The organism is Paractinoplanes toevensis, assembly GCF_018332695.1.
In the GTDB taxonomy this organism is placed as follows: Bacteria; Actinomycetota; Actinomycetes; order Mycobacteriales; family Micromonosporaceae; genus Actinoplanes; species Actinoplanes toevensis.
This window is the reverse complement of record NZ_BOQN01000058.1, coordinates 1-19,270: the sequence shown is the minus strand read 5'-3', so window position 1 is coordinate 19,270 and position 19,270 is coordinate 1. Positions and strand designations below refer to the sequence as shown.

The 19,270-nt window shown below is 68.9% G+C and carries 16 protein-coding genes; 8 read left to right on the top strand and 8 right to left on the bottom strand.

The window, feature by feature from the left end; genetic code table 11:
- Nucleotides 1–18: 18 nt before the first annotated feature.
- Nucleotides 19–1,494 carry an alpha/beta hydrolase gene (locus Ato02nite_RS21600; RefSeq protein WP_213008414.1) on the bottom strand — a complete coding sequence of 492 codons (1,476 nt, stop codon included), beginning with the start codon at nt 1,492–1,494 and terminating at the stop codon, nt 19–21.
- 133 nt (nt 1,495–1,627) lie between these two features.
- Here Ato02nite_RS21600 and Ato02nite_RS21595 point away from each other — a divergent pair, with 133 nt between their 5' ends.
- On the top strand, nt 1,628–1,792 hold the full coding sequence (locus tag Ato02nite_RS21595) for a hypothetical protein (RefSeq protein WP_213008413.1): 165 nt from the start codon (nt 1,628–1,630) through the stop codon (nt 1,790–1,792).
- Here Ato02nite_RS21595 and Ato02nite_RS21590 read toward each other — a convergent pair whose 3' ends face one another.
- Together Ato02nite_RS21590 and pta are read right to left on the bottom strand one after the other, a co-directional pair.
- Nucleotides 1,793–2,908, bottom strand: coding sequence for an acetate/propionate family kinase (locus Ato02nite_RS21590; protein WP_213008412.1), 1,116 nt, complete (start codon nt 2,906–2,908; stop codon nt 1,793–1,795).
- Entirely contained in the window at nt 2,905–4,983 is a 2,079-nt protein-coding gene (gene pta / locus Ato02nite_RS21585; RefSeq protein WP_213008411.1) for a phosphate acetyltransferase, read from the bottom strand. Before pta ends, Ato02nite_RS21590 begins: the two co-directional genes overlap by 4 nt.
- A 1,414-nt stretch (nt 4,984–6,397) precedes the next feature.
- Here pta and Ato02nite_RS21580 point away from each other — a divergent pair.
- Together Ato02nite_RS21580 and Ato02nite_RS21575 are read left to right on the top strand one after the other, a co-directional pair.
- Nucleotides 6,398–6,661, top strand: a complete 264-nt coding sequence (locus tag Ato02nite_RS21580; RefSeq protein ID WP_213008410.1) for a hypothetical protein — start codon at nt 6,398–6,400, stop codon at nt 6,659–6,661.
- 269 nt (nt 6,662–6,930) lie between these two features.
- A complete protein-coding gene (locus Ato02nite_RS21575; protein WP_213008409.1) occupies nt 6,931–7,596 on the top strand; it encodes a helix-turn-helix domain-containing protein in 666 nt (221 codons plus the stop codon).
- A gap of 29 nt (nt 7,597–7,625) precedes the next feature.
- Here the strand turns inward: Ato02nite_RS21575 and Ato02nite_RS21570 are convergent, their stop codons facing one another.
- The 5 genes from Ato02nite_RS21570 to Ato02nite_RS21550 all read right to left on the bottom strand — a co-directional run bounded on the left by Ato02nite_RS21570 (nt 7,626) and on the right by Ato02nite_RS21550 (nt 14,181).
- On the bottom strand, nt 7,626–8,369 hold the full coding sequence (locus tag Ato02nite_RS21570; RefSeq protein WP_213008408.1) for an AAA family ATPase: 744 nt from the start codon (nt 8,367–8,369) through the stop codon (nt 7,626–7,628).
- Nucleotides 8,356–8,535: a DUF6104 family protein gene (locus tag Ato02nite_RS21565; RefSeq protein ID WP_213008407.1), complete on the bottom strand. Its 180-nt coding sequence runs from the start codon at nt 8,533–8,535 to the stop codon at nt 8,356–8,358. Before Ato02nite_RS21565 ends, Ato02nite_RS21570 begins: the two co-directional genes overlap by 14 nt.
- 57 nt (nt 8,536–8,592) lie before the next feature.
- Entirely contained in the window at nt 8,593–12,303 is a 3,711-nt protein-coding gene (locus Ato02nite_RS21560) for a multifunctional oxoglutarate decarboxylase/oxoglutarate dehydrogenase thiamine pyrophosphate-binding subunit/dihydrolipoyllysine-residue succinyltransferase subunit (RefSeq protein WP_213008491.1), read from the bottom strand.
- Between the two features lie 145 nt (nt 12,304–12,448).
- Nucleotides 12,449–13,267 (bottom strand): DUF2705 family protein, encoded by an 819-nt coding sequence (locus tag Ato02nite_RS21555; RefSeq protein ID WP_213008406.1) that lies wholly within the window; start codon nt 13,265–13,267, stop codon nt 12,449–12,451.
- A complete protein-coding gene (locus Ato02nite_RS21550) occupies nt 13,264–14,181 on the bottom strand; it encodes an ABC transporter ATP-binding protein (RefSeq protein ID WP_213008405.1) in 918 nt (305 codons plus the stop codon). Before Ato02nite_RS21550 ends, Ato02nite_RS21555 begins: the two co-directional genes overlap by 4 nt.
- A gap of 151 nt (nt 14,182–14,332) precedes the next feature.
- Between Ato02nite_RS21550 and Ato02nite_RS21545 the strand changes: the two genes are divergently transcribed.
- The 5 genes from Ato02nite_RS21545 to Ato02nite_RS21525 form a co-directional block, all read left to right on the top strand.
- Nucleotides 14,333–15,094 (top strand): GNAT family N-acetyltransferase, encoded by a 762-nt coding sequence (locus Ato02nite_RS21545; protein WP_213008404.1) that lies wholly within the window; start codon nt 14,333–14,335, stop codon nt 15,092–15,094.
- Entirely contained in the window at nt 15,091–15,852 is a 762-nt protein-coding gene (locus tag Ato02nite_RS21540; protein ID WP_213008403.1) for a lysophospholipid acyltransferase family protein, read from the top strand. The genes Ato02nite_RS21545 and Ato02nite_RS21540 overlap by 4 nt, the downstream gene beginning before the upstream one ends.
- 107 nt (nt 15,853–15,959) lie before the next feature.
- Nucleotides 15,960–16,673, top strand: coding sequence for a response regulator transcription factor (locus tag Ato02nite_RS21535; RefSeq protein ID WP_213008402.1), 714 nt, complete (start codon nt 15,960–15,962; stop codon nt 16,671–16,673).
- Between the two features lie 7 nt (nt 16,674–16,680).
- Nucleotides 16,681–18,252: a sensor histidine kinase gene (locus Ato02nite_RS21530; protein WP_213008401.1), complete on the top strand. Its 1,572-nt coding sequence runs from the start codon at nt 16,681–16,683 to the stop codon at nt 18,250–18,252.
- A 39-nt stretch (nt 18,253–18,291) separates the two neighbouring features.
- On the top strand, nt 18,292–19,270 hold a 979-nt coding region (locus Ato02nite_RS21525; RefSeq protein ID WP_213008400.1), incomplete at its 3' end, for a S1C family serine protease.

Sequence of the window (19,270 nt, the reverse complement as noted above, 5' to 3'; positions counted from 1 at the left end):
TTGTTTCCGGGCCGGGAGTTACCTCCTGGCCGTTGGGCCGGGGTAGACCATGCGGGGCAGGCGGTGGGCGGCGGACTCGTCGCCGTTCAGGGTCCAGCGCAGGAAGTCGATCACTGTGGACTTCATGGTGGGGTAACCGAGATCGCCCGGCTGCAGGTAGGTGGAGTGCGAGTTGCGGCGCAGCAGCACGTAGGCCTTGGGCCACGGCACCTGCTTCCAGGCCGCCCGGCTCACCGCCATCGGCACCACCGGATCGGCCGTACCCTGGAGAAACAGCATGCTGGCCGGCGCACCTGCGAACGCACCCGGCGCCGCCCACCCGGCCATGACCACCCCGGCCCGCAGCCGAGGGTCGTGCCCCGCCGTGAACAGCCCGGTCGTCGTGTAGCCCCCGGCCGAGTGGCCGACCGCCGCAATGTGCTCGGCGTCGATCCGATGCCAGAGCGGATCACCCGCCGTGTAGTTGAGGCGCAACACCCGAGACAGCACAAAGCGAGCGTCAGCTGGCTGACGCACGATATCGGCCCGCCGGAACCGAACAGCAAACTCGCTGGTGTTCGGGTAGGTCGGCGCGATCACAACAAAACCGGCCGCGGCAAATGCGGCCAGCGCCGGGGCATACCGCTCCGGCGACCCGGACAGCCCGTGACTGAACAGCACCAACGGAAAGCGCCCGGTCGCCGGCGCAAGCCCGGCTCGAGCAGAGGCCGCAACCCGAGCAACGAGGTCAGCCGGAACCGGACGGCTGACCCGCCCAGAACCGCCGCCCCGGGCGGTGCGTCCGGCCTGGACGCGTCCGGCCTGGGTGGTGCGTTCGGCTTTGGCGGTGCGTCGGGCCTGGGTGGTGCGTTCGGCCTGGGCGGTGCGTTCGGCGCCGGCGGTGCGGGCCGTTCTGGCGGTCTGGCCGGTTCGGGTGGCGTGCCTGTCCTTGGCGGCGACTTTCGGATGGGCCCCGAGGTCAGTCGGGGTTGTGGCTTTCGGGCGGACCGCTCCCTCGCCTGTGGCGGTGCCCTTTGACTGAGCCGCCACCTTGTCCTTGGCGGCGGCTTTCGGTCGGGCCGTGAGCTCGTCCCTGCCAGCGGCTTGCGGGCGCGTCGCGACCTCGGCCAAGGCGGCAACCTTCGGGCGGGCCGCGAAATCGGCTGGGGGGACGGCATTTGGAGGGGTGGTCTGTTCGGGACGGCTTGCTGGGGCGAACAGGCCGTCGGTGGGCCGGGGGAGGCGCCGGCGGTTGGTGAGTTCGGCTTGGTCGGGGTCGGCGGCGGCGGGATAGAAGACCAGGGTGGGCAGTGGGCGGTTCGGGCCGCGCTGCAGGTCAAGCGTTCGGACGCCGACCGGCCAGACCGGGTGGGCGGTCGGCGCGGGGGGCGCTACCAGCAGAGGTGGCGCGGGCCGGGAGATCGGCTGTCGCTGGGCGGGTTCGCTGAAGCAGCCGCCGGCCGCCAGAGCGAGAATCAGGGTCACCGCCGTGCCCGCCAGCCGCCGCGTTCCCATGATCCGACGTTACGGCGCAACACTCCCACGAAGGGGTGAAATTGCCGGACCGGGTGCATCGCTACTGGTAGGCGACATGGTCGCGGGGGTGGGGTGGTCGGCGGACGGGCTTCTTTTCGCTATGGTCTTGGCCATGTCTGACAACAGCGTCGATCCGAGCGGCAACACCGAGGCGTTCCGGGCCTTTACTCAGGACACCCCGCAGGAGCCCGCCGCAGCCTCCAAGACCCCGCTGATCGTCACCGGCGTGGTCGTCGCCGTCGTGCTCATCGCCCTGATCGTCTGGCTGGTTTCCTGATCAGTCGGCCAGCCCGAGAGCGGCGCGAGACTGGTTGGCGATCTCCAACTCCTCGTCCGTGGGGACCACACACACCGCAGTGCGCGAGCCGTCCGGGGAGATGATCTTCTCGGCGGCCTCGTTGCGGGCCGGGTCGACCGCGATGCCCAGCGGTTCGAGGCCGGCCAGGGCCGCGCCCCGCACCTGGGGGGAGTGCTCGCCGACGCCGGCCGTGAACGTGATGGCGTCGACCCGGCCGAGCACGGCGAGGTAGGAGCCGATGCACTCGCGCAGCCGCCGGATGTAGACGTCGAAGGCCAGGGTGGCAGCCGGGTCGCCGGCCTCGCGGCGTTCCGCGACGGCGCGCATGTCGTTGTCGCCGCAGAGGCCGAGCAGGCCGCCGTGCCGGGTCAGCGAACTTTCGATCTCGTCGATCGGCAGGCCGGCCACCCGGTGCAGATGGAAGATCACGGTCGGGTCGATCGAGCCGCTGCGGGTGCCCATCACCAGGCCGTCCAACGGCGACAGCCCCATCGAGGTGGCCACGCTCAGGCCGCCCCGGATGGCGGCCGCGCTGGCGCCGTTGCCCAGGTGCAGGGTGATCACGTTGGTGTCCTCGACGGGACGGCCGAGGATCCCGGCGGTGCGGCGAGCAACGTACGCGTGTGAGGTGCCGTGGAATCCGTATCGCCGGATCTGCCACTTGGCCGCCAACTCGGCGTCGATCGCCCAGGTCACGCCCTCGGGCGGGATGGTCGCGTGGAACGCCGTGTCGAAGACCGCCACCTGCGGCACGTCGGGCAGCAGCTTGCGGGCCACCTCGAGGCCGGTGACCGCCGCCGGGTTGTGCAGCGGCGCCAGTGGGATCAGCGACTCGATGCGGGCCACGACCTCGTCGTCGACCACGGTCGGCTCGGTGAAGTCGGAACCGCCGTGCACGACCCGGTGACCGACCGCGGCCAGGCCGTCCAGATCGGTCTCCGACATGATCTTCTGGAGCGCCTCGCGGTGGTCGGAGGTGTTGCCGCCCGGTTCGCCGATCTTCTCGACCAGCCCCTTCGCCAGCGTTTCGGTGCCGTCGAAGAGTCGGTATTTCACCGACGAGGAACCGCTGTTGAGCACCAAAATCCTGGTCATCGAGCCGCCGCCTGAATCGCCGTGATCGCCACCGTGTTGACGATGTCCTTGACCGTCGCACCGCGGGACAGGTCGTTGACCGGCCGTCGCAGCCCCTGCATGACCGGCCCGACGGCGACCGCATGGGCCGACCGCTGAACCGCCTTGTAGGTGTTGTTCCCAGTATTGAGGTCGGGGAACACGAAGACCGTCGCCTTGCCGGCGACCGTGCTGTCCGGCAGCTTGGTGGCCGCCACCGCGGGGTCGACCGCCGCGTCGTACTGGATCGGGCCCTCGACCGGCAGGTCGGGCCGGCGCTCCCGGACCAGCGCGGTGGCCGCCGCGACCTTTTCCACGTCGGCGCCCGCGCCGGAGCTGCCGGTCGAATAGGAAAGCATCGCCACCCGGGGCTCGATGCCGAACGCGGCGGCCGTGTCGGCCGAGGAGAGTGCGATGTCGGCGAGCTGGGCGGCGTCCGGGTCGGGGTTTACCGCGCAGTCGCCGTAGACCAGCACGCGGTCGGCCAGCAGCATGAAGAAGACGCTGGAGGCGACCGTCAGCCCGGGCACCGTGCGGATGATCTCGAAGGCCGGGCGGATGGTGGCGGCCGTGGTGTGGTTGGCTCCGGAGACCATGCCGTCGGCGTAACCCTCCTCCACCATCAGGGTGCCGAAGTAGTTGACGTCACGGACCACGTCGTAGGCCAGATCGAGCGTGACGCCCTTCTTCTTGCGCAGCTCGGCGTAGCGCGACGCGAAGCGGTCGCGCCACTCGCTGGTCTCCGGGTCGACCAGGTTGGCGCCGCCGATCGAGACGCCGAGCTCGCGGGCCCGGCGGGTGATCTCGGCGCGGTCACCGAGCAGGGTCAGCTCGGCGACGCCGCGGCGCAGCAGGGTCTCGGTGGCCCGCAGGATGCGCTCGTCGGTGCCCTCGGGCAGCACCAGGTGGCGTCGCTCGGCGCGGGCCTTGTCGATCAGATCGTTCTCGAACATCAGCGGGGTTACCCGGGCCGAGCGGGCCACGTCGAGGATGCGGGCCAGCTCGGCGGTGTCGACATTCTCCTCGAACGCGCCGAGCGCGGCCTCGACCTTGCGCGGCGTGCCGGTGCTCAGCCGGGCCTCGATGCGGGAGGCCGAGGCGATCGTGTGATAGCTGTCGGAGTCGACCACCAGCATCGCGAGCCCGGTGTTGAGTTTCTCGATCACCGCGACCGCGCGCGGGTCGGGCGCCTCACCGAGGGTCAGCACCAGCCCGGACAACGTGACGTTGCCGGCCGCGTGCGCGGCGCTCGCGGCGACCAGCAGGTCGGCCCGGTCGCCGGGGGTGATCAGCAGCGCGCCGTCGGTCAGGTGTTCCAGCAGGGCGGGCACGTGGGCGGCACCGACGACGTAGTCGAGCACGTCGCGGTCGAGGGCGTTCTCCGAGCCGCTGACCACGGTGGCGCCGAGTGCGGCGGCCACCTCGGCAACGGTCGGCGCGGCCACGGCCGCGACCTCGGGAATCGACCACATCGGCACCGGCAGGCCGGCAGCCGGCTGGAGCGGAACCCCCGACGGCACCCGGTTGGCGATCACCGCCAGCACGGTGGCGTCGAGGTCGACGAGCGAATGGTACGCACTTCGGGCGGCCGCGCCGATTGCCTCTTCACCGCGCCCCTCGCCGCTGATCACCGGGATCACGACGCTGCCGAACTCGGTCGCCAGGCGGGCGTTGAAGCCCAGCTCACGAGGCATCTCGTCGCCGCCGCCGGCCGGGCTGCCGGCGAAGTCGCTGCCGATCACGACGACCGAGGCGCTGCGCCGCTCCACCTCGCGATAGCGCTCGACGATCCGGCCGATCAGCTCCTCCCACTTGCCGTCGGCCACCAGCTGACCGGCCTCGGCCGCGGTGACGCCGAACGAGTCGGCGTAGGGAGCCACCACCGGGTATCGCTCGGTGAGCAGGGTCAGCAGAGTGTCCTCGCCGGGGCCGGACAGCAGCGGGCGGAACACCCCGATGCGGGCGACCTGGCGAGAGAGCAACTCGACCAGGCCGAGTGCAACGGTGCTCTTGCCGACGCCAGGCCCGAGCCCGGCCACATAAACGCTTCGTGCCACGTGTTCAAGCTACCGGCGAGAGGACGAAGCCCGCCGGGCCAAAAGTCCTCTTGTGGACGGAGCTTGTCCAGTGCACACTAGGCACTGGTACACCTGTTATCCACAGGCTGGAGCTCGGCACGCCCGGCGCCGACTGAGCTCGATTACCGTGCGGTCAGGCCAGCGCTTGGCGATGGCTGGGAAATCTATCTCTAAACTGACCTAAAATTTCAAAGCGTAATGATCTATATGCGGCGGATGTCGTGGGAGCGTTCCCGCGCGGCCGGATTTCGCGACACGCCCACAGGGAACCTATTCAACAAGGAAACGTGTGCCGAAACGCGGACCTCGTGGGCGTCGATTCGGCCTCCGCAATAGTGGCCATTATCTCCCTTACAAAGCTATTAGAACCAAATGCGCAGTATGAACCTTATGTCCGAAATAATGCGACGGCCCGCCACTTCGATAATCGGCATTTATCCGGTCGCGCCACCGGGTGTGTGATCGATGCTTCTCATTGTTCGGGCCGCGCCCACGGTAGCGCAATTCTCCTGCAATTTGCAGCACGGCGACGTGAAGGAATCTCGTGATTGAATAAAGCGGCTCAAATCAAACGCCTCCCAAAGGAGGCGTGATCGCCGCTGTAATTGATCATCCGATTCGGAAGGATGGTGCGGGTGTCGAGTTATTCTCGGGGGTGGTCTGATCGGGCAGCTTCGCATGCACTAAAGGCCTACCACTTTCGGTTTCGCCTTTAGTTTTGTTCCCTACTGTTTCGTAGCGTTTCGTACCGGGACGATCATCTTGCTGGAGTTGGTGCAGGCAGGGGGCCGAGTTCGTCCGGCCCGAGGTTCGCGTTGTTTCCTAACTCTGGCGCGCGAGTGGCTCACACCAGCACCCTCTCGTTAGCGCCTGCGGGGGAGTTCGATCGTGTGAGTGGTCGATGGCGTTGATCATCTAGCGGGAGGGATCGCTTCCCGGTACGCTAAAAGCAGGAGGGCTCGGTCCTCCTAATCCGATCTTGTGTCTGGTTTGATCCCTGGGCCGGTTCGGATAGCAAGACCCGGAAAGAGCTGTGGTAGGCCACTCTCCGGGGAAAAGAGTAAGGGGCCGGTGCGGCATCAATGATGTCTGCGCCGGCCCCTTATTTATTTCCCGGAACCCGAGCCCTGTTCGGATTATCCCGGGCCTTGATCAAACGGAGCTCGCGGGCGCATCTCACCTCATCCGTGGCTTCCGTGCAAGTTGCACGAGAGGGCCGTTTCCTGATCTCCCGTTCCGCGCTGCTCTGTGCTGGTTTCCGTCGTCCCGATGCGGCAGAATGTCTTCCCGGCGCTGATGCCTGGCCTACCCAACGGGGCGTCAGCGCTGCTATTACGCAATTCTTTGGACTTCGGCCCAGGGATCAACCAAGCACAGAAAGGTGGGCATATTCATGCCCCACAAGCACCTGCCGATGCCTTACCGCCAATGGGATCCGTCCCCGGGCCTCGCGGACCGGCGCGCCCGGCGACGCATCATCATCTTCGTGGTCGTGATCCTCTTCGGCGGTGTGCTGCTCGGCGCCGGCCGAGATCTGCAAACCGTCCTGCTCACTCTGCTCGGGGTGGGCCTGGCCGCCGCGACTATCGCTCGATGGGTGATCGATGACGTACCGCTGCCGGCAATCGGATCCATTTACCCGGGACCGCGCCCGTGACTGAGGTTGGGGCAACGCCCGACCCGGGTCGGCCTGGTGGCCCTCGCCACCGGGCCGACCCGGCCGCCATCAAGCCCGCCGGCGTGATCCGAGACGAGCAACCCGGCCCGGGTCGAGCGGGGGCCGGCGACCCGCTTGCGGCGCCGACCCGAATTCTCGATCCGAGGTCTCGGCGAACCTTTGAGGACCGCCTTGTCGAACTCCGTCTTCGGGAAAGCCGCGCAGCGGAACTTGAAGCACATGTTCAAGCCTTGGAGGACCGGGCGCGCATGGCCGCGAGCGAGGCCGCCCGGGCGGAAGCGCGTCTCGCCGCGGTGCGAATCGAGCTGGCGCGACAGGTGTCGACGCCCTCGCCGCCTCGCGCCGACCGGGCAGCCTCGCCCGCTGCCCGTGAGCACGAACTGGCGCGTATGAAGGCCAAGTTCATGGACGGCGAGACGGCCGGCACTGATCTCGCCGATCGGCTCCGATTCGCCCATCAGCAGGCGGGCAAACCGTCGTTGGACACGCTCGGCAGTTCGGTGGGCTACAGCAAAGCCACGTTGTCGAAGGTGTTCAACGGGAAGATGCAGCCGGCTTGGGCGCTGGTTCGCAAGCTCGCGGTCGAGTTTCGTGTTCCGCAGTCGGTGCTGACCCAGGAGTGGCATCCGCTGTGGATCGCCGCGGATACCTACCGCCAGAAGGGCCGCGGTCCTTCGATGGGCGTGACCGAGTCGCCGGCCACCGGCGCCGAGCTCGCGGCGGCCGGTCCGGTCGGCCACACCTGCCCGAAATGTGGAGCCTGGGTCGTCGACAACACCCGGCACGTCGGCTGGCACATGGCGATGGAACCCGGCGGCGCCGCTCCCGACGCCGAGTCCATCGAAGGCTGGAACCAAGAATCCAGTGAATACAAGCTGCTTCGCGAGGCACTCGGCACCGACCCTGCGCCGTAGAACGCAGCACCGGACCGCGGCCCTCCGCATCATCGCGGTGGGCCGCTGTTCAAGGTTCTCCGCAGGTATGTTTCCGGGTCGGCGAGAAACAGCCGCCAGCGGTTGGTCAGCTCCAGGTCGGTCCAGGTGACCCGGCGGATGCCGTGATCGCCCAGTTCCAGGATGGTGGCGCCGGGCAGGGCGGTCAGCAGCGGGGAGTGGGTGGCCACGATCACCTGGGCGCCGGCCAGCCGCAGGGTGTCCAGGTGGGCGGTCAGGCGCAGCGTCGAGGTGAACGAGAGCGGAGCCTCCGGCTCGTCCATGAGATAGAAGCCGAACCCGCGGAATTTGCGTTCCAGCAGCGTCAGGAAGCCCTCGCCGTGGCTGCGGTCGTGCAGGTCGTGGTCCGGCGAGTCGGGGAGACCTTCGAGATAGGTGTAGAAGCCGTGCATGGTCTCGGCCCGCAAGAAGTACGAGTTGGCCCGCTTGCCGGGGGTTCGGATCACCCGCAGGGCGTCGGCCAGCGGCGACTCGGTGACCCGGGTGGAGTGCATGGCGCCGCGGGAGCCGCCCTCCGGGTTCAGGCCGTGCACGCCGGCCAGCGCCTCGATCAGCGTCGACTTGCCCGAGCCGTTCTCGCCCACCAGGAAAGTCACCCCGGCGGGAAGGTTGAGGCCGTGCTCGAGGACCGCCGCCACCGCCGGGATCTTCGCCCACCAGGCGTTCCGGTCGTAGGGGACGTCCGGCGCCGGCTCGATCCGGCGGATCGGGGGCGGCGCGCTACTCCTCGTCATCCTCGTCGGCGCGGGCCAGCCAGGTGGCGAAGCGCTCGATCGGGGTCTCGAACTCGGGGTTGATGTCGACGAACGTGCGCAGTTGGTCGGCCAGCCACTCCAGCGTGACGGTCTCCGCGCCGCGCCGTTCGACCAGTTCCTCGATGCCCCGATCGGTGAAGTACATGACCGGATAGTAAAAGGGGGCGCCCCGCCGAAGCGGAGCGCCCCCTTCAAATCAACATCAAGGGCGCGGAAGAGCGGCCTCGATCAGTGCCGACTGCTCGGCGTCGTGCATCTTGGCCGAGCCGACCGCGGGAGCGGCCGCCGCGGGGCGGGAGATCCGGCGCAGCCGGACGCCCTCGAGATGCTCGAGCAGGTTGAGCGCCACGAACGTCCAGGCGCCCTGGTTGGCCGGTTCCTCCTGCACCCAGGCGAAGTCTTCCGCGTTCGGGAACTGGGCGAGGATCGCCTTGAGCTCGGCCACCGGCAGCGGGTAGATCTGCTCCATCCGGATGATCGCCGTGTCGGTGATGCCGCGCTCGGCCCGGGCCTGGAACAGGTCGTAGTAGACCTTGCCCGAGCAGAGCAGGACCCGCTTCACCGAGCCGGCGTCCAGCGGCGTGCCGTTGACGCCGGCGTCACCGAGGACCGGCTGGAACGTGCCGGTGGTGAAGTCGGCGACCGGCGACACCGCCAGCTTGTGCCGCAGCAGCGACTTCGGCGAGAACACCACCAGCGGCTTGCGCTTGCTGGACAGGGCCTGGCGGCGCAGCAGGTGGAAGTAGTTGCCGGGGGTGGTCACGTTGGCCACCCGCATGTTGTCCTGCGCGCAGAGCTGCAGGAACCGCTCGGGGCGGCCGGACGAGTGGTCGGGGCCCTGCCCCTCCTGGCCGTGCGGCAGGAGCAGCACCAGCGACGACTGCTGGCCCCACTTCACCTCGCCGGAGGAGATGAACTCGTCGACGATCGACTGGGCGCCGTTGGCGAAGTCACCGAACTGGGCCTCCCAGAGAACCAGAGCGTCCGGGTTCTCCACCGAGTAGCCGTACTCGAAGCCCATCGCCGCGTACTCGCTGAGCAGCGAGTCGTGGACGAAGAACCGGGAGTTGCCGGTGGCCAGCGTGGACAGCGGCAGGAAGTCCTTGCCGGTCTTCGAGTCGACGATCGACGCGTGCCGGGACACGAACGTGCCACGGCGGGAGTCCTGACCGGCGAGGCGAACCGTGACGCCTTGGGCGAGCAGCGATCCGAACGCGATCAGCTCGCCGAACGCCCAGTCGATGCCGCCCTCGTTCGCCATCTTGGCGCGCCGTTCGAGCAGCTGCTGCACCCGCTTGTGCGGGGTGAAGCCCTCGGGCAGCTCGATGTGGGCCTGGCCGACCGCGCCGACCCCGGCAGCGTCGATCGCGGTGTCGACCTGCGGTTCCGGCTCCTCGGAGATGACCCGCGGGCGGGGCGGCGTGCCGGCCGCGTCGCGGGTGGCCTTGAAGACCTGCTCCAGCTGCGACTGGTAGTCGCGCAGCTGCTCCTGGGCGTCGTCGACGGTGATGTCGCCGCGGCCGATCAGCTCCTCGGTGTAGAGCTTCCGGACCGAGCGCTTGGTGTCGATGATCTGGTACATCCGCGGGTTGGTCATCGACGGGTCGTCGCCCTCGTTGTGACCACGGCGGCGGTAGCAGACCATGTCGATAACGACGTCCTTGTTGAACGCCTGGCGGTACTCGAATGCCAGCTTGGCGACCCGCACGACGGCCTCGGGGTCGTCACCGTTCACGTGGAAGATCGGCGCCTGGATCATCCGGGCCACGTCGGTCGAATACATCGAGCTGCGGCTGTACTCCGGGGCGGTGGTGAAGCCGACCTGGTTGTTGACGATCACGTGGACCGTGCCGCCGGTGCGGTAACCGCGCAGCTGGGACAGGTTGAGCGTCTCGGCGACCACGCCCTGGCCGGCGAACGCGGCGTCGCCGTGCACCAGCAGCGGGAGCACCGTGTAGCCGTGCAGGCCCAGGTCGAGGCGGTCCTGCTTGGCGCGGACGATGCCTTCCAGGACCGGGTCGACGGCCTCCAGGTGGGACGGGTTGGCCACCACGCTGACGGTGGTCGAGTGCTCGCCGTCGGGCGTGGTGTATTTCCCGGTCTGGCCCAGGTGGTACTTGACGTCGCCGGAACCGTGCGAGGACTTCGGGTCCATCTGGCCCTCGAACTCGCTGAAGATCTTTTCGTACGGCTTGGCGACGATGTTGGCCAGCACGTTGAGGCGGCCGCGGTGGGCCATGCCGATGACCATCTCGTCGAGACCGGCCTCGGCCGACGACTCGAGGACGGCGTCGAGCAGCGGGATCAGCGACTCGCCGCCCTCCAGCGAGAACCGCTTCTGACCGACGTACTTGGTCTGGAGGAAGGTCTCGAAGGCCTCGGCGGCGTTCAGCCGGTTGAGGATGTGCTTCTGCTCGTCCTGGTCCGGCTTGGTGTACTTGATCTCGATGCGATCCTGGATCCAGCGCCGCTCCTCGGGGCCCTGGATGTGCATGTACTCGATGCCGACCCGGCGGCAGTAGGTGTCCCGCAGGACGCCGAGCACGTCGCGCAGCTTCATCCGCTGCTTGCCGGCGAAGCCGCCGACCGGGAACGTGCGGTCCAGGTCCCACAGGGTGAGGCCGTGCTGGAGCACGTCGAGGTCGGGGTGCCGGCGGATCTCGAACTCGAGCGGGTCGGTGTCGGCCATCAGGTGACCGCGCACGCGGTAGGCGTGGATCAGCTCGACGACCCGCGCGGCCTTGTCGATCTGCCCCTCGGACGTGCGGGCCACGTCGCGGACCCAGCGGACCGGTTCGTACGGAATGCGCAGCGACGTGAAGATCTCGTCGTAGAACCCGTGGTCGCCCAGCAGGTATTCGTGCATGCCCTTGAGGAACTCGCCGGACTGCGCGCCCTGGATGACCCGGTGGTCGTAGGTGCTGGTCAGCGTGGTGACCTTGCTGACGCCGTGGTCGGTCAGCGTCTCGTCGCTCATCCCGGCGTAGGGCGCGGGGTATTCCATCGCGCCGACACCGATGATCGCGGACTGGCCCTGCAGCAGGCGGGGGATCGAGTGGACCGTCCCGATGCCGCCCGGGTTGGTCAGCGAGATCGTGGTGCCGGAGTAGTCGTCCATGGTGAGCTCGTTGCGCCGGGCCCGCCGCACGACGTCCTCGTAGGCCTGCCAGAACTTGCGGAAGTCCATCTGCTCGCAGTTCTTGATGGAGGGCACGACCAGGGTGCGGCTGCCGTCCTTCTTGGCGAGGTCGATGGCGATGCCGAGGTTGATGTGCTCGGGCTGCACCAGAGCCGGCTTGCCGTCGATCTGGGCGAACGAGTTGTTCATCTCGGGGTGCTTGATGACCGCCCGCACCAGCGCCCACCCGATCAGGTGGGTGAAGCTGACCTTGCCACCGCGCCCGCGGGCGAGGTGGTTGTTGATCACGATGCGGTTGTCGACCATGAGCTTGGCCGGGACGGCTCGCACCGAGGTGGCGGTGGGCACCTCGAGCGACGCGTCCATGTTCTGCACGATCTTGGCGGCCACCCCGCGCAGGGTGGTGACCTTCGCACCCTCGGGCGCCTTGCCGTTGGAGGCGGCGGCCGGAGCCGGCTTGGCGGCCGGCGCGGGCTTCGATGCAGGCTTCGCAGCGTCGGGAACTGTCGGCTTCACCGGGGCGACGGTGGTGGCGGCGGGGGCGTCCGTGCCGGCCTTGGCCGCCGAGGCGGTGGCGTTGGCCGCTTTCGCCTCGTCGGGGGTGACGATCGAACCCGTTGCCATCGCCGGCTTGTAGTCGGCGAAGAAATCGTGCCAGGCGGGGTCAACACTGGTCGGGTCGGCCAGGTAGCGCTGGTACATCTCATCGACGATCCACTCGTTGGGGCCGAAGTCCGCGAGTGGGTTGTCATGCGAAGTCTGCTGGGTCGACACTTTCGTGTTCGCCTCTTTCACCATGTTGTCAGCACGCGACCGGGTCGTCACATGGGACGGGAAGAATTCGGTGTCAAGGCTACGCCGTGCGGGGGCAAGATCCGCCCCCGCGTCGGCTCTACGGACACTTAAAGATTATGTTGCGCTAGCTGATGTCGCGGCGCTTGGTGAGCCACGTACCGAAGAAGCCGGCGACCACCGCGTAACCGATCAGCACGACGGCACCGACCCAGCGCGGAGGGTTACCGGGCAGATCGGTACCCGAGATCATGAGCTGCGACGCGCTCGTCGGGATCAGCACCTGAAGGTTCTCGAACCACTGCGCCACGTACTCGGTGAGCAGGAAGAAGATGAGCCCGATGGCCGAGGTGCCGACCACGTAGACGATGCCCAGGATGAGCGTCGCCGCGAGCTGATTCTTGATCAGCACACCCAGCCCGACGCCGAGCACCGCCCACAGCACGAAGGCCAGCAGGTTGAGCCCGATGGCCCGCCACACCGCGGGCTCGCCGAGCTGGTTGCTCAGATCGAGGTTGCTCATGATCGGCGGCACCACGATCAGGTTGATCAGGGTGGTGAGCAGCCAGAGCAGCACGCCGACGATCACCGCGGCGCCGAACTTGGCCAGGATGACGGATTCCCGCTTGGGAGTGACCAGGAACGTGGCGGTCGCGGTGAGGTGGAAGAACTCACTGGTCACGATGATCGCCGAAAGCAACAGGACGATCAGTACGCCGAAGTACTGACCGCTGGTGTAGAGCGTGGTGGCCACGTTGATCGGCTCGAGCGCCGCCCGGACCTGCTCGGCCTGGTCGGGATCGCTGACCTGGTCGGGGTTGGTCGAGGCGAACTGGGCCCAGTTGGCCAGCACACTCGCCGCGTACAGCGGGAGCAGGACGATGCCCATGATCCACCAGATCGCGGTGGTGCGGAGCTTGAAGAGCTCGGCGTTGATCAGGTTCATCGGATGCCCGCCATTCCGGCCGTGAGCTGCAGGAAGACCTGTTCGAGATCGCCGCGCTCGGCGACCAGTTCGTGCAATTCGACCGAGGCGGTGAAGGCGGCGTGCCCGATGGCGGCCGCCTCCGCGCCGCTGACCAGCAGCGACCCGTCGGCCTGCGGCGTCGCGGACGCCCCCAGGGAGGTCAGCGCGGTGGTCAGCTCGGCCGGCTGCGGGGTGCGCACCCGCACCTGGGAGGTGCCCATCGAGCCGAGCACCTCGTCGACCGGGCCCTGCCGGACCAGCTTGCCGGCCGCCACGATCACCACGTCGTCGGCGAGCACCTGCATCTCGCCGAGCAGGTGGCTGGAGACCAGCACCGTGCGGCCCTCGGCGGCGAGCGCCTTGAGCAGGTCGCGCATCCAGCGGATGCCCTCGGGGTCGAGACCGTTGGCCGGCTCGTCGAGGATCAGCACCCGCGGGTTGCCGAGCATCGCCGCGGCGATGCCGAGCCGCTGCTTCATGCCGAGCGAGTAGCCCTTGAACTTGCGCTTGCCGGCCGGGGTGAGCCCGACCAACTCGAGCGTCTCGTCGGCCCGCGAGTCGGGCAGGCCGGCGGCCCGGCAGATCATCCGCAGGTGGTTGCGGCCGGTGCGGCCGCGGTGCGCGCTGGATGCCTCCAGGACCGCGCCGACGTGCTTGATCGGTTCGTGCAGCTCGGTGTAGCGCTCCCCGCCGATGGTGGCGTTGCCCGAGGTCGGCGTGACCAGACCCAGCAACATGCGCAGGGTGGTGGTCTTGCCGGCGCCGTTCGGGCCGAGGAAACCGGTCACCCGCCCGGACCGCACGCTGAAGCTCAGGTCGTCGACGGCTCGAAGCTTCTTGTACTGCTTGCTCAGGTGATCGACGACTATCGCGTCGCTCGCTGGCCCGGTCATCGAGCAGCCCCCTTCTCGAAAGGGATCAACGTACTAGTTGAGCGCCATCCGCGTGGGCCCGTGGCGGAAAGCACAAGGCGTTCATGTTTCGGCCATTCATCCCCACCAAGGCCGACATTCCATCGGCAGTTCTCGCCCTTACACAGATCACATGGCAGTTCTACTGACCGCCCCCGCATCTACCGGGACCAGCGGCTACACCCTGCTCATCGCCGACGACCCCAGCCAGGTCGCCGCCGCGCAGCGGCTGCGCCACGACGTTTTCGCCGGCGAACTCGGCGCCCACCTGACCGGCGCCGTGGACGGACGGGACGTCGACGAGTTCGACGAGCACTGCGACCACCTGATCGTGCGCGACGACGCGACCGGCGAGGTGGTCGGGACCTATCGGATGCTTCCCCCCAAGGCGGCCGAGCAGGCGGGCCGCCGGTACGGCGACGGTGAGTTCGACCTGAGCGCCCTGCGCCCGCTGCGCGACCAACTGGTCGAGACCGGACGCTCCTGTGTCCACCCGGACCACCGCACCGGCGCCGTGGTCAACCTGATGTGGGCCGGCATCGCCCGCTACATGCACCTGAAGAACCTGCGCTGGCTCGGCGGGTGCGCCTCGGTGCCGCTGGCCGACGGCGGCGCGACCGCGGCCGGCGTCTGGGCCCGGGTGCAGGCGAAACACCTCGCGCCGCCGGCACTGCGGGTCACCCCGCGGCTGAGCTGGCTGGCGGGCACCGAGCTGGTCGGCGACCCGAAGACGCAGCCCCCCGCGCTGCTCAAGGGCTACCTGCGACTGGGCAGCTGGATCTGCGGCGAGCCGGCCTACGATCCGGACTTCGAGTGCGCCGACTTCTACGTCCTGTTCTCGATGGACCGGCTGGACCCGCGGTACCGCCGGCACTTCCTGGGAGCGGCCCGATGATGTGGCAACCGGTCTCCGGATGCGGAGACGAATGCCGGGACGGCGCCGACGTACGCGCGTTCCGGGGTGTGGCGACCTTGCGCGTGGTGACTCTGGCCGGCGTACTCCTCGGTGGTTTTCTGATGGTGCCGCTCCTGCGCGGCGGCGCGCTGCGGACCCTGGCCCGCACCATGCTCGCGGTCCTCGGGATCAAGCTGGTCCGGCAGGGCCCGGCCCTGCGGCCGGGCAGCCTGCTCGCCGCCAACCACGTCTCCTGGCTGGACATCCTGGTGCTGCTCGCGGTGGCGCCGGTCCGGCTGGTGGCGAAGGGCGAGGTGGGCGCGTGGCCGGGCATCGGCGCGCTGGCCGGCCTCTCCGGAGCGATCTTCATCGATCGGTCGCGCCCGAAGGCGCTGCCCCAGACGGTGGCCGAGGTGGCTGCCGCGCTGAAGGCCGGGCGGTCGGTGGCGGCTTTCCCGGAGGGTACGACGTTCTGCGGTGCCAAGAACGGGCGTTTCCGTCCCGCTCTGTTCCAGGCGGCGATCGACGCGAACGCGCCGGTGGTGCCCGCCTCGATCCGGTACGACAGCACCGCGGCCGCGTTCATCGGCGAGGACACGCTCTGGGCTTCGGTCCGGCGGGTGGCTGCGCTACGGTCGCTGACGGTGACCCTGGTGACCGCCCCGGCCCTGCGCCCCACCGGCGAGGCCGACCGCCGCACCCTGGCCCGGGCCGTCCAGTCCTCCCTGGGACCATCCAGCTACAGGCTCGCCGCCTGACCCCCACCGGCCCCGCCACCTCCTTGGGCGGACTGAAGGCCATCCTCCCAGACAACTTTCAGCCAGTGTGCAGCGAAGCTGCAGCGTACTGATAAACAATGGCCGTCATGGCCATCCAGACCCAGCCCAAGCAGAGCGAGGCAAAGCTCCTCGTCGTCGAGGACGACGCGAACATTCTCGAGCTGCTTTCCGCCAGCCTCCGCTTCGCCGGGTTCGACGTCAGCACCGCGACCAGTGGCAGTGCCGCCGTGAGCGCGGCCAAGAACGCGACACCCGACCTGGTCGTTCTCGACGTCATGCTGCCCGACCTCGACGGTTTCGAGGTCATCCGGCTCATGCGCGAGGGCGGCCAGCGCACTCCGGTGGTCTTCCTGACCGCTCGCGACGGCACCGAGGACAAGATCCGGGGCCTGACGCTGGGCGGCGACGACTACGTGACCAAGCCGTTCAGCCTCGAGGAGCTCACCGCCCGCATCCGGGCCGTGCTGCGCCGCACCACCCAGGGCGAGGAGGAGCCGTCCCGGCTGGTCTTCGCCGACCTCGAGCTCGACGAGGAGACGCACGAGGTCTACCGGGCCGGTAACCGCGTGCAGCTCTCGCCGACCGAGTTCAAGCTGCTGCGTTACCTGATGCTCAACGCCAACCGGGTGCTCTCCAAGGCGCAGATCCTCGACCACGTGTGGAAGTACGACTTCCGCGGTGACGACAACATCGTCGAGTCGTATATTTCGTACCTTCGGCGCAAGGTCGACAACGTGCAGCCGCGCCTGATCCACACGCTGCGCGGCGTGGGTTACGTACTTCGCAAACCGGCCGTCTAGGCCCGCCGTGACGCTGACCGAGCGGGTTCGCACAGCGATCCCGCCGCAGCCCAGCCTGCGCCGAGTGTCCCTGCGCACCAAGCTGGTGGCGTCGGTGCTCGTGCTGGTCTTCGCGGCGCTCACCCTGATCAGCCTGGCCAGCACGTACGCGTTGCACAGCTACCTGATCTCGCGGATGGACGAGCAGTTGCGCTCGTTCGCGGACACCTCGGTCGAGACCGCCGCCACCAACAACCGGGCGCTGACGCACTACTGGGTGGTTGTGCCGCCGGACTACCTCGCCTCGGTGAAATCGGTGACCGGGGTCGGCGACGTCTACGCCGGTGGCAACCTGACCGCCGCCGATCTGCCGAAGATCCTGTCCGGCCTCGACCAGATCAGCGCGCATGCGGGCACGCCGTACACGGCGCGTTCGACCAACGGTAAGTACATGTGGCGGATGCTGGTGATCCGCCTCAGCAACGACTCGGTGCTGCATATCGGGCAGCGGATGACCGGCATCGACGACGCCATCGCCCGGCTGGTCCGGGCCGACGTGCTGGTCGGCGTGGGGGTGCTGATCGCGCTGGCGGCGGTCGGCGCCGCGCTGGTGCGGCAGAGCCTGATCCCGCTGCTGCAGATCGAGCGCACCGCCGCCGCGATCGGTGCCGGCGACCTCACCCAGCGGGTGCCCGACCCGGAGGAGAACGGGGGTGAACCGACCACCGAGCTGGGCCGGCTCTCCCGCGCCCTGAACGCGATGCTCGCCCAGATCGAGGCGGCCTTCATCGCCCGGGCGCAGTCCGAGACGGCGGCCCGCGAGGCGGCCGAGGCCGCCCGCCTCTCCGAGAGCCGGGCGCTGGCCTCCGAGGCCAAGATGCGGCAGTTCGTCGCGGACGCTTCGCACGAGTTGCGTACGCCGTTGACGACCATCCGCGGCTTCGCCGAGCTGTACCGCCAGGGTGCGGTCGCCGATCCGGCCGACGTGGCCCGTCTGGTGCGCCGGATCGAGGACGAGGCGTCCCGGATGGGCCTCCTGGTCGAGGACCTGTTGCTGCTGGCCCGGCTGGACCGGGAGCGGCCGCTCACGCTGGCCCCGGTCGAGCTGCCGGTGCTCGGCCTCGACGCGGTGCAGGCGGCCGAGGCGATCGCACCGGAACGCCGGATCGAGCTCGAGGTGCGCGACGAGCCGGAGCAGCTGGTGGCGTACGGCGACGATGCCCGGTTGCGCCAGGTCATCGGCAATCTGATGACCAACGCGCTGGTGCACACGCCGCCGGACACGTCGATCACCCTGCGGATCTACGCCGAGTCGGGCAACCGGGCGGTGGTGGAGATCTCCGATACCGGCCCCGGCCTGAGCGACGAGCAGAAAGCGCACGTCTTCGAGCGGTTCTACCGGGCCGATGAGGCGCGCACCCGGCACACCGAGCGGGAGGCGAGCGGCACCGGGCTCGGGCTGGCCATCGTGGCGGCCATCGTCCGGGCACACCACGGAACCGTCGAGGTGATCAGTGAAAAGGGCAGTGGAGCGACCTTCAAGGTCACTTTGCCCGCCTTGAATCCCGACAAAAGCTTCACAGAAAACATCCAGCCGTAACACAGTCTGATACGAGCACAGCGGGGCAAAGTGAGTGCCATGAACGAGAACGAGACCGAACCGCGGCCCGCGGACGCCGCTTCCGAGAGCAGCAGCGCGGAGCGGGGACAGTCTGAGCAGCCGGCCGCCGCCGCGCAGCCGGCCGCCACACCTGCGCCGGCCGCCCCGCAGTGGAGCGCACCGTCGGCCACTCCGGCGTCGGTGGCTCCGGCGTCGGCGTCGCCGGCGTCGGCCGCCCCGCAATCCGGCACCCCGTGGCAGCAGCAGTCCCCGTGGCAGCAGCCGGCCGGCTACCAACAGCACCCGGGTTACCCGCAGCAGCCCGGCTACGGCCAGCAGCACCCGGGTTACCAGCAGCCCGCCGGCTACGGCCAGCAGCACCCCTACCAGCAGTACGCTCAGCAGCCGGCCTACGCGAACGGCTGGTCGGCCGCCACCCAGACCACCGCGCAGCCCGCCGTCGAGGGGCAGCCGGACTGGCAGTCCACCGAGCAGACCGGCCTGCCGGCCTGGGCCGCGCCGGTCGGCACCGACCAGCGCCCACCGTCCTCCGGCCGGGGTCGCAAGATTTTCGTGGCCGGCGCCGCGGCCGTGCTGATCGCGCTGGGCGCGGGCGGGGTCGGCGCCGCGACGGCACTGGCCTTCGACAACGACAGCAACAGCCCGACCGTGCAGACCGGCAACTCGTCGACGACCCGGGTGGTCGACCGTTCCTCGCTGGCCCAGATCGCCTCGGCCGTGCAGGACAGCGTCGTCTCGATCACCACCGACTCCGGTGAGGGTTCCGGTGTCGTGCTCACCGCCGACGGCTACATCGTGACCAACAACCACGTGGTCGCCACCGCGACCGGCTCGACCGTCACGGTCATCTTCGCCGACGGCAAGAAGGCCTCGGCCACCATCGTCGGCACCGACCCCCGCACCGACCTGGCCGTGGTCAAGGCCACCGGCGTTTCCAGCCTTAAGGCCGCGAAGTTCGGCAAGAGCTCCGACATGCAGGTCGGCGACACCGTGCTGG

Bases quoted from the DNA above. Each gene is read 5' to 3' on its own strand.
- Ato02nite_RS21600 (WP_213008414.1), bottom strand. From the start codon at position 1,494: ATGGGAACGCGGCGGCTGGCGGGCACGGCGGTGACCCTGATTCTCGCT.
- Ato02nite_RS21580 (WP_213008410.1), top strand. From the start codon at position 6,398: ATGCCCCACAAGCACCTGCCGATGCCTTACCGCCAATGGGATCCGTCC.
- Ato02nite_RS21540 (WP_213008403.1), top strand. From the start codon at position 15,091: ATGATGTGGCAACCGGTCTCCGGATGCGGAGACGAATGCCGGGACGGC.
- Ato02nite_RS21545 (WP_213008404.1), top strand. From the start codon at position 14,333: ATGGCAGTTCTACTGACCGCCCCCGCATCTACCGGGACCAGCGGCTAC.
- Ato02nite_RS21595 (WP_213008413.1), top strand. From the start codon at position 1,628: ATGTCTGACAACAGCGTCGATCCGAGCGGCAACACCGAGGCGTTCCGG.
- Ato02nite_RS21550 (WP_213008405.1), bottom strand. From the start codon at position 14,181: ATGACCGGGCCAGCGAGCGACGCGATAGTCGTCGATCACCTGAGCAAG.
- Ato02nite_RS21565 (WP_213008407.1), bottom strand. From the start codon at position 8,535: ATGTACTTCACCGATCGGGGCATCGAGGAACTGGTCGAACGGCGCGGC.
- Ato02nite_RS21555 (WP_213008406.1), bottom strand. From the start codon at position 13,267: ATGAACCTGATCAACGCCGAGCTCTTCAAGCTCCGCACCACCGCGATC.
- Ato02nite_RS21535 (WP_213008402.1), top strand. From the start codon at position 15,960: ATGGCCATCCAGACCCAGCCCAAGCAGAGCGAGGCAAAGCTCCTCGTC.
- Ato02nite_RS21570 (WP_213008408.1), bottom strand. From the start codon at position 8,369: ATGACGAGGAGTAGCGCGCCGCCCCCGATCCGCCGGATCGAGCCGGCG.
- Ato02nite_RS21590 (WP_213008412.1), bottom strand. From the start codon at position 2,908: ATGACCAGGATTTTGGTGCTCAACAGCGGTTCCTCGTCGGTGAAATAC.
- Ato02nite_RS21575 (WP_213008409.1), top strand. From the start codon at position 6,931: ATGGCCGCGAGCGAGGCCGCCCGGGCGGAAGCGCGTCTCGCCGCGGTG.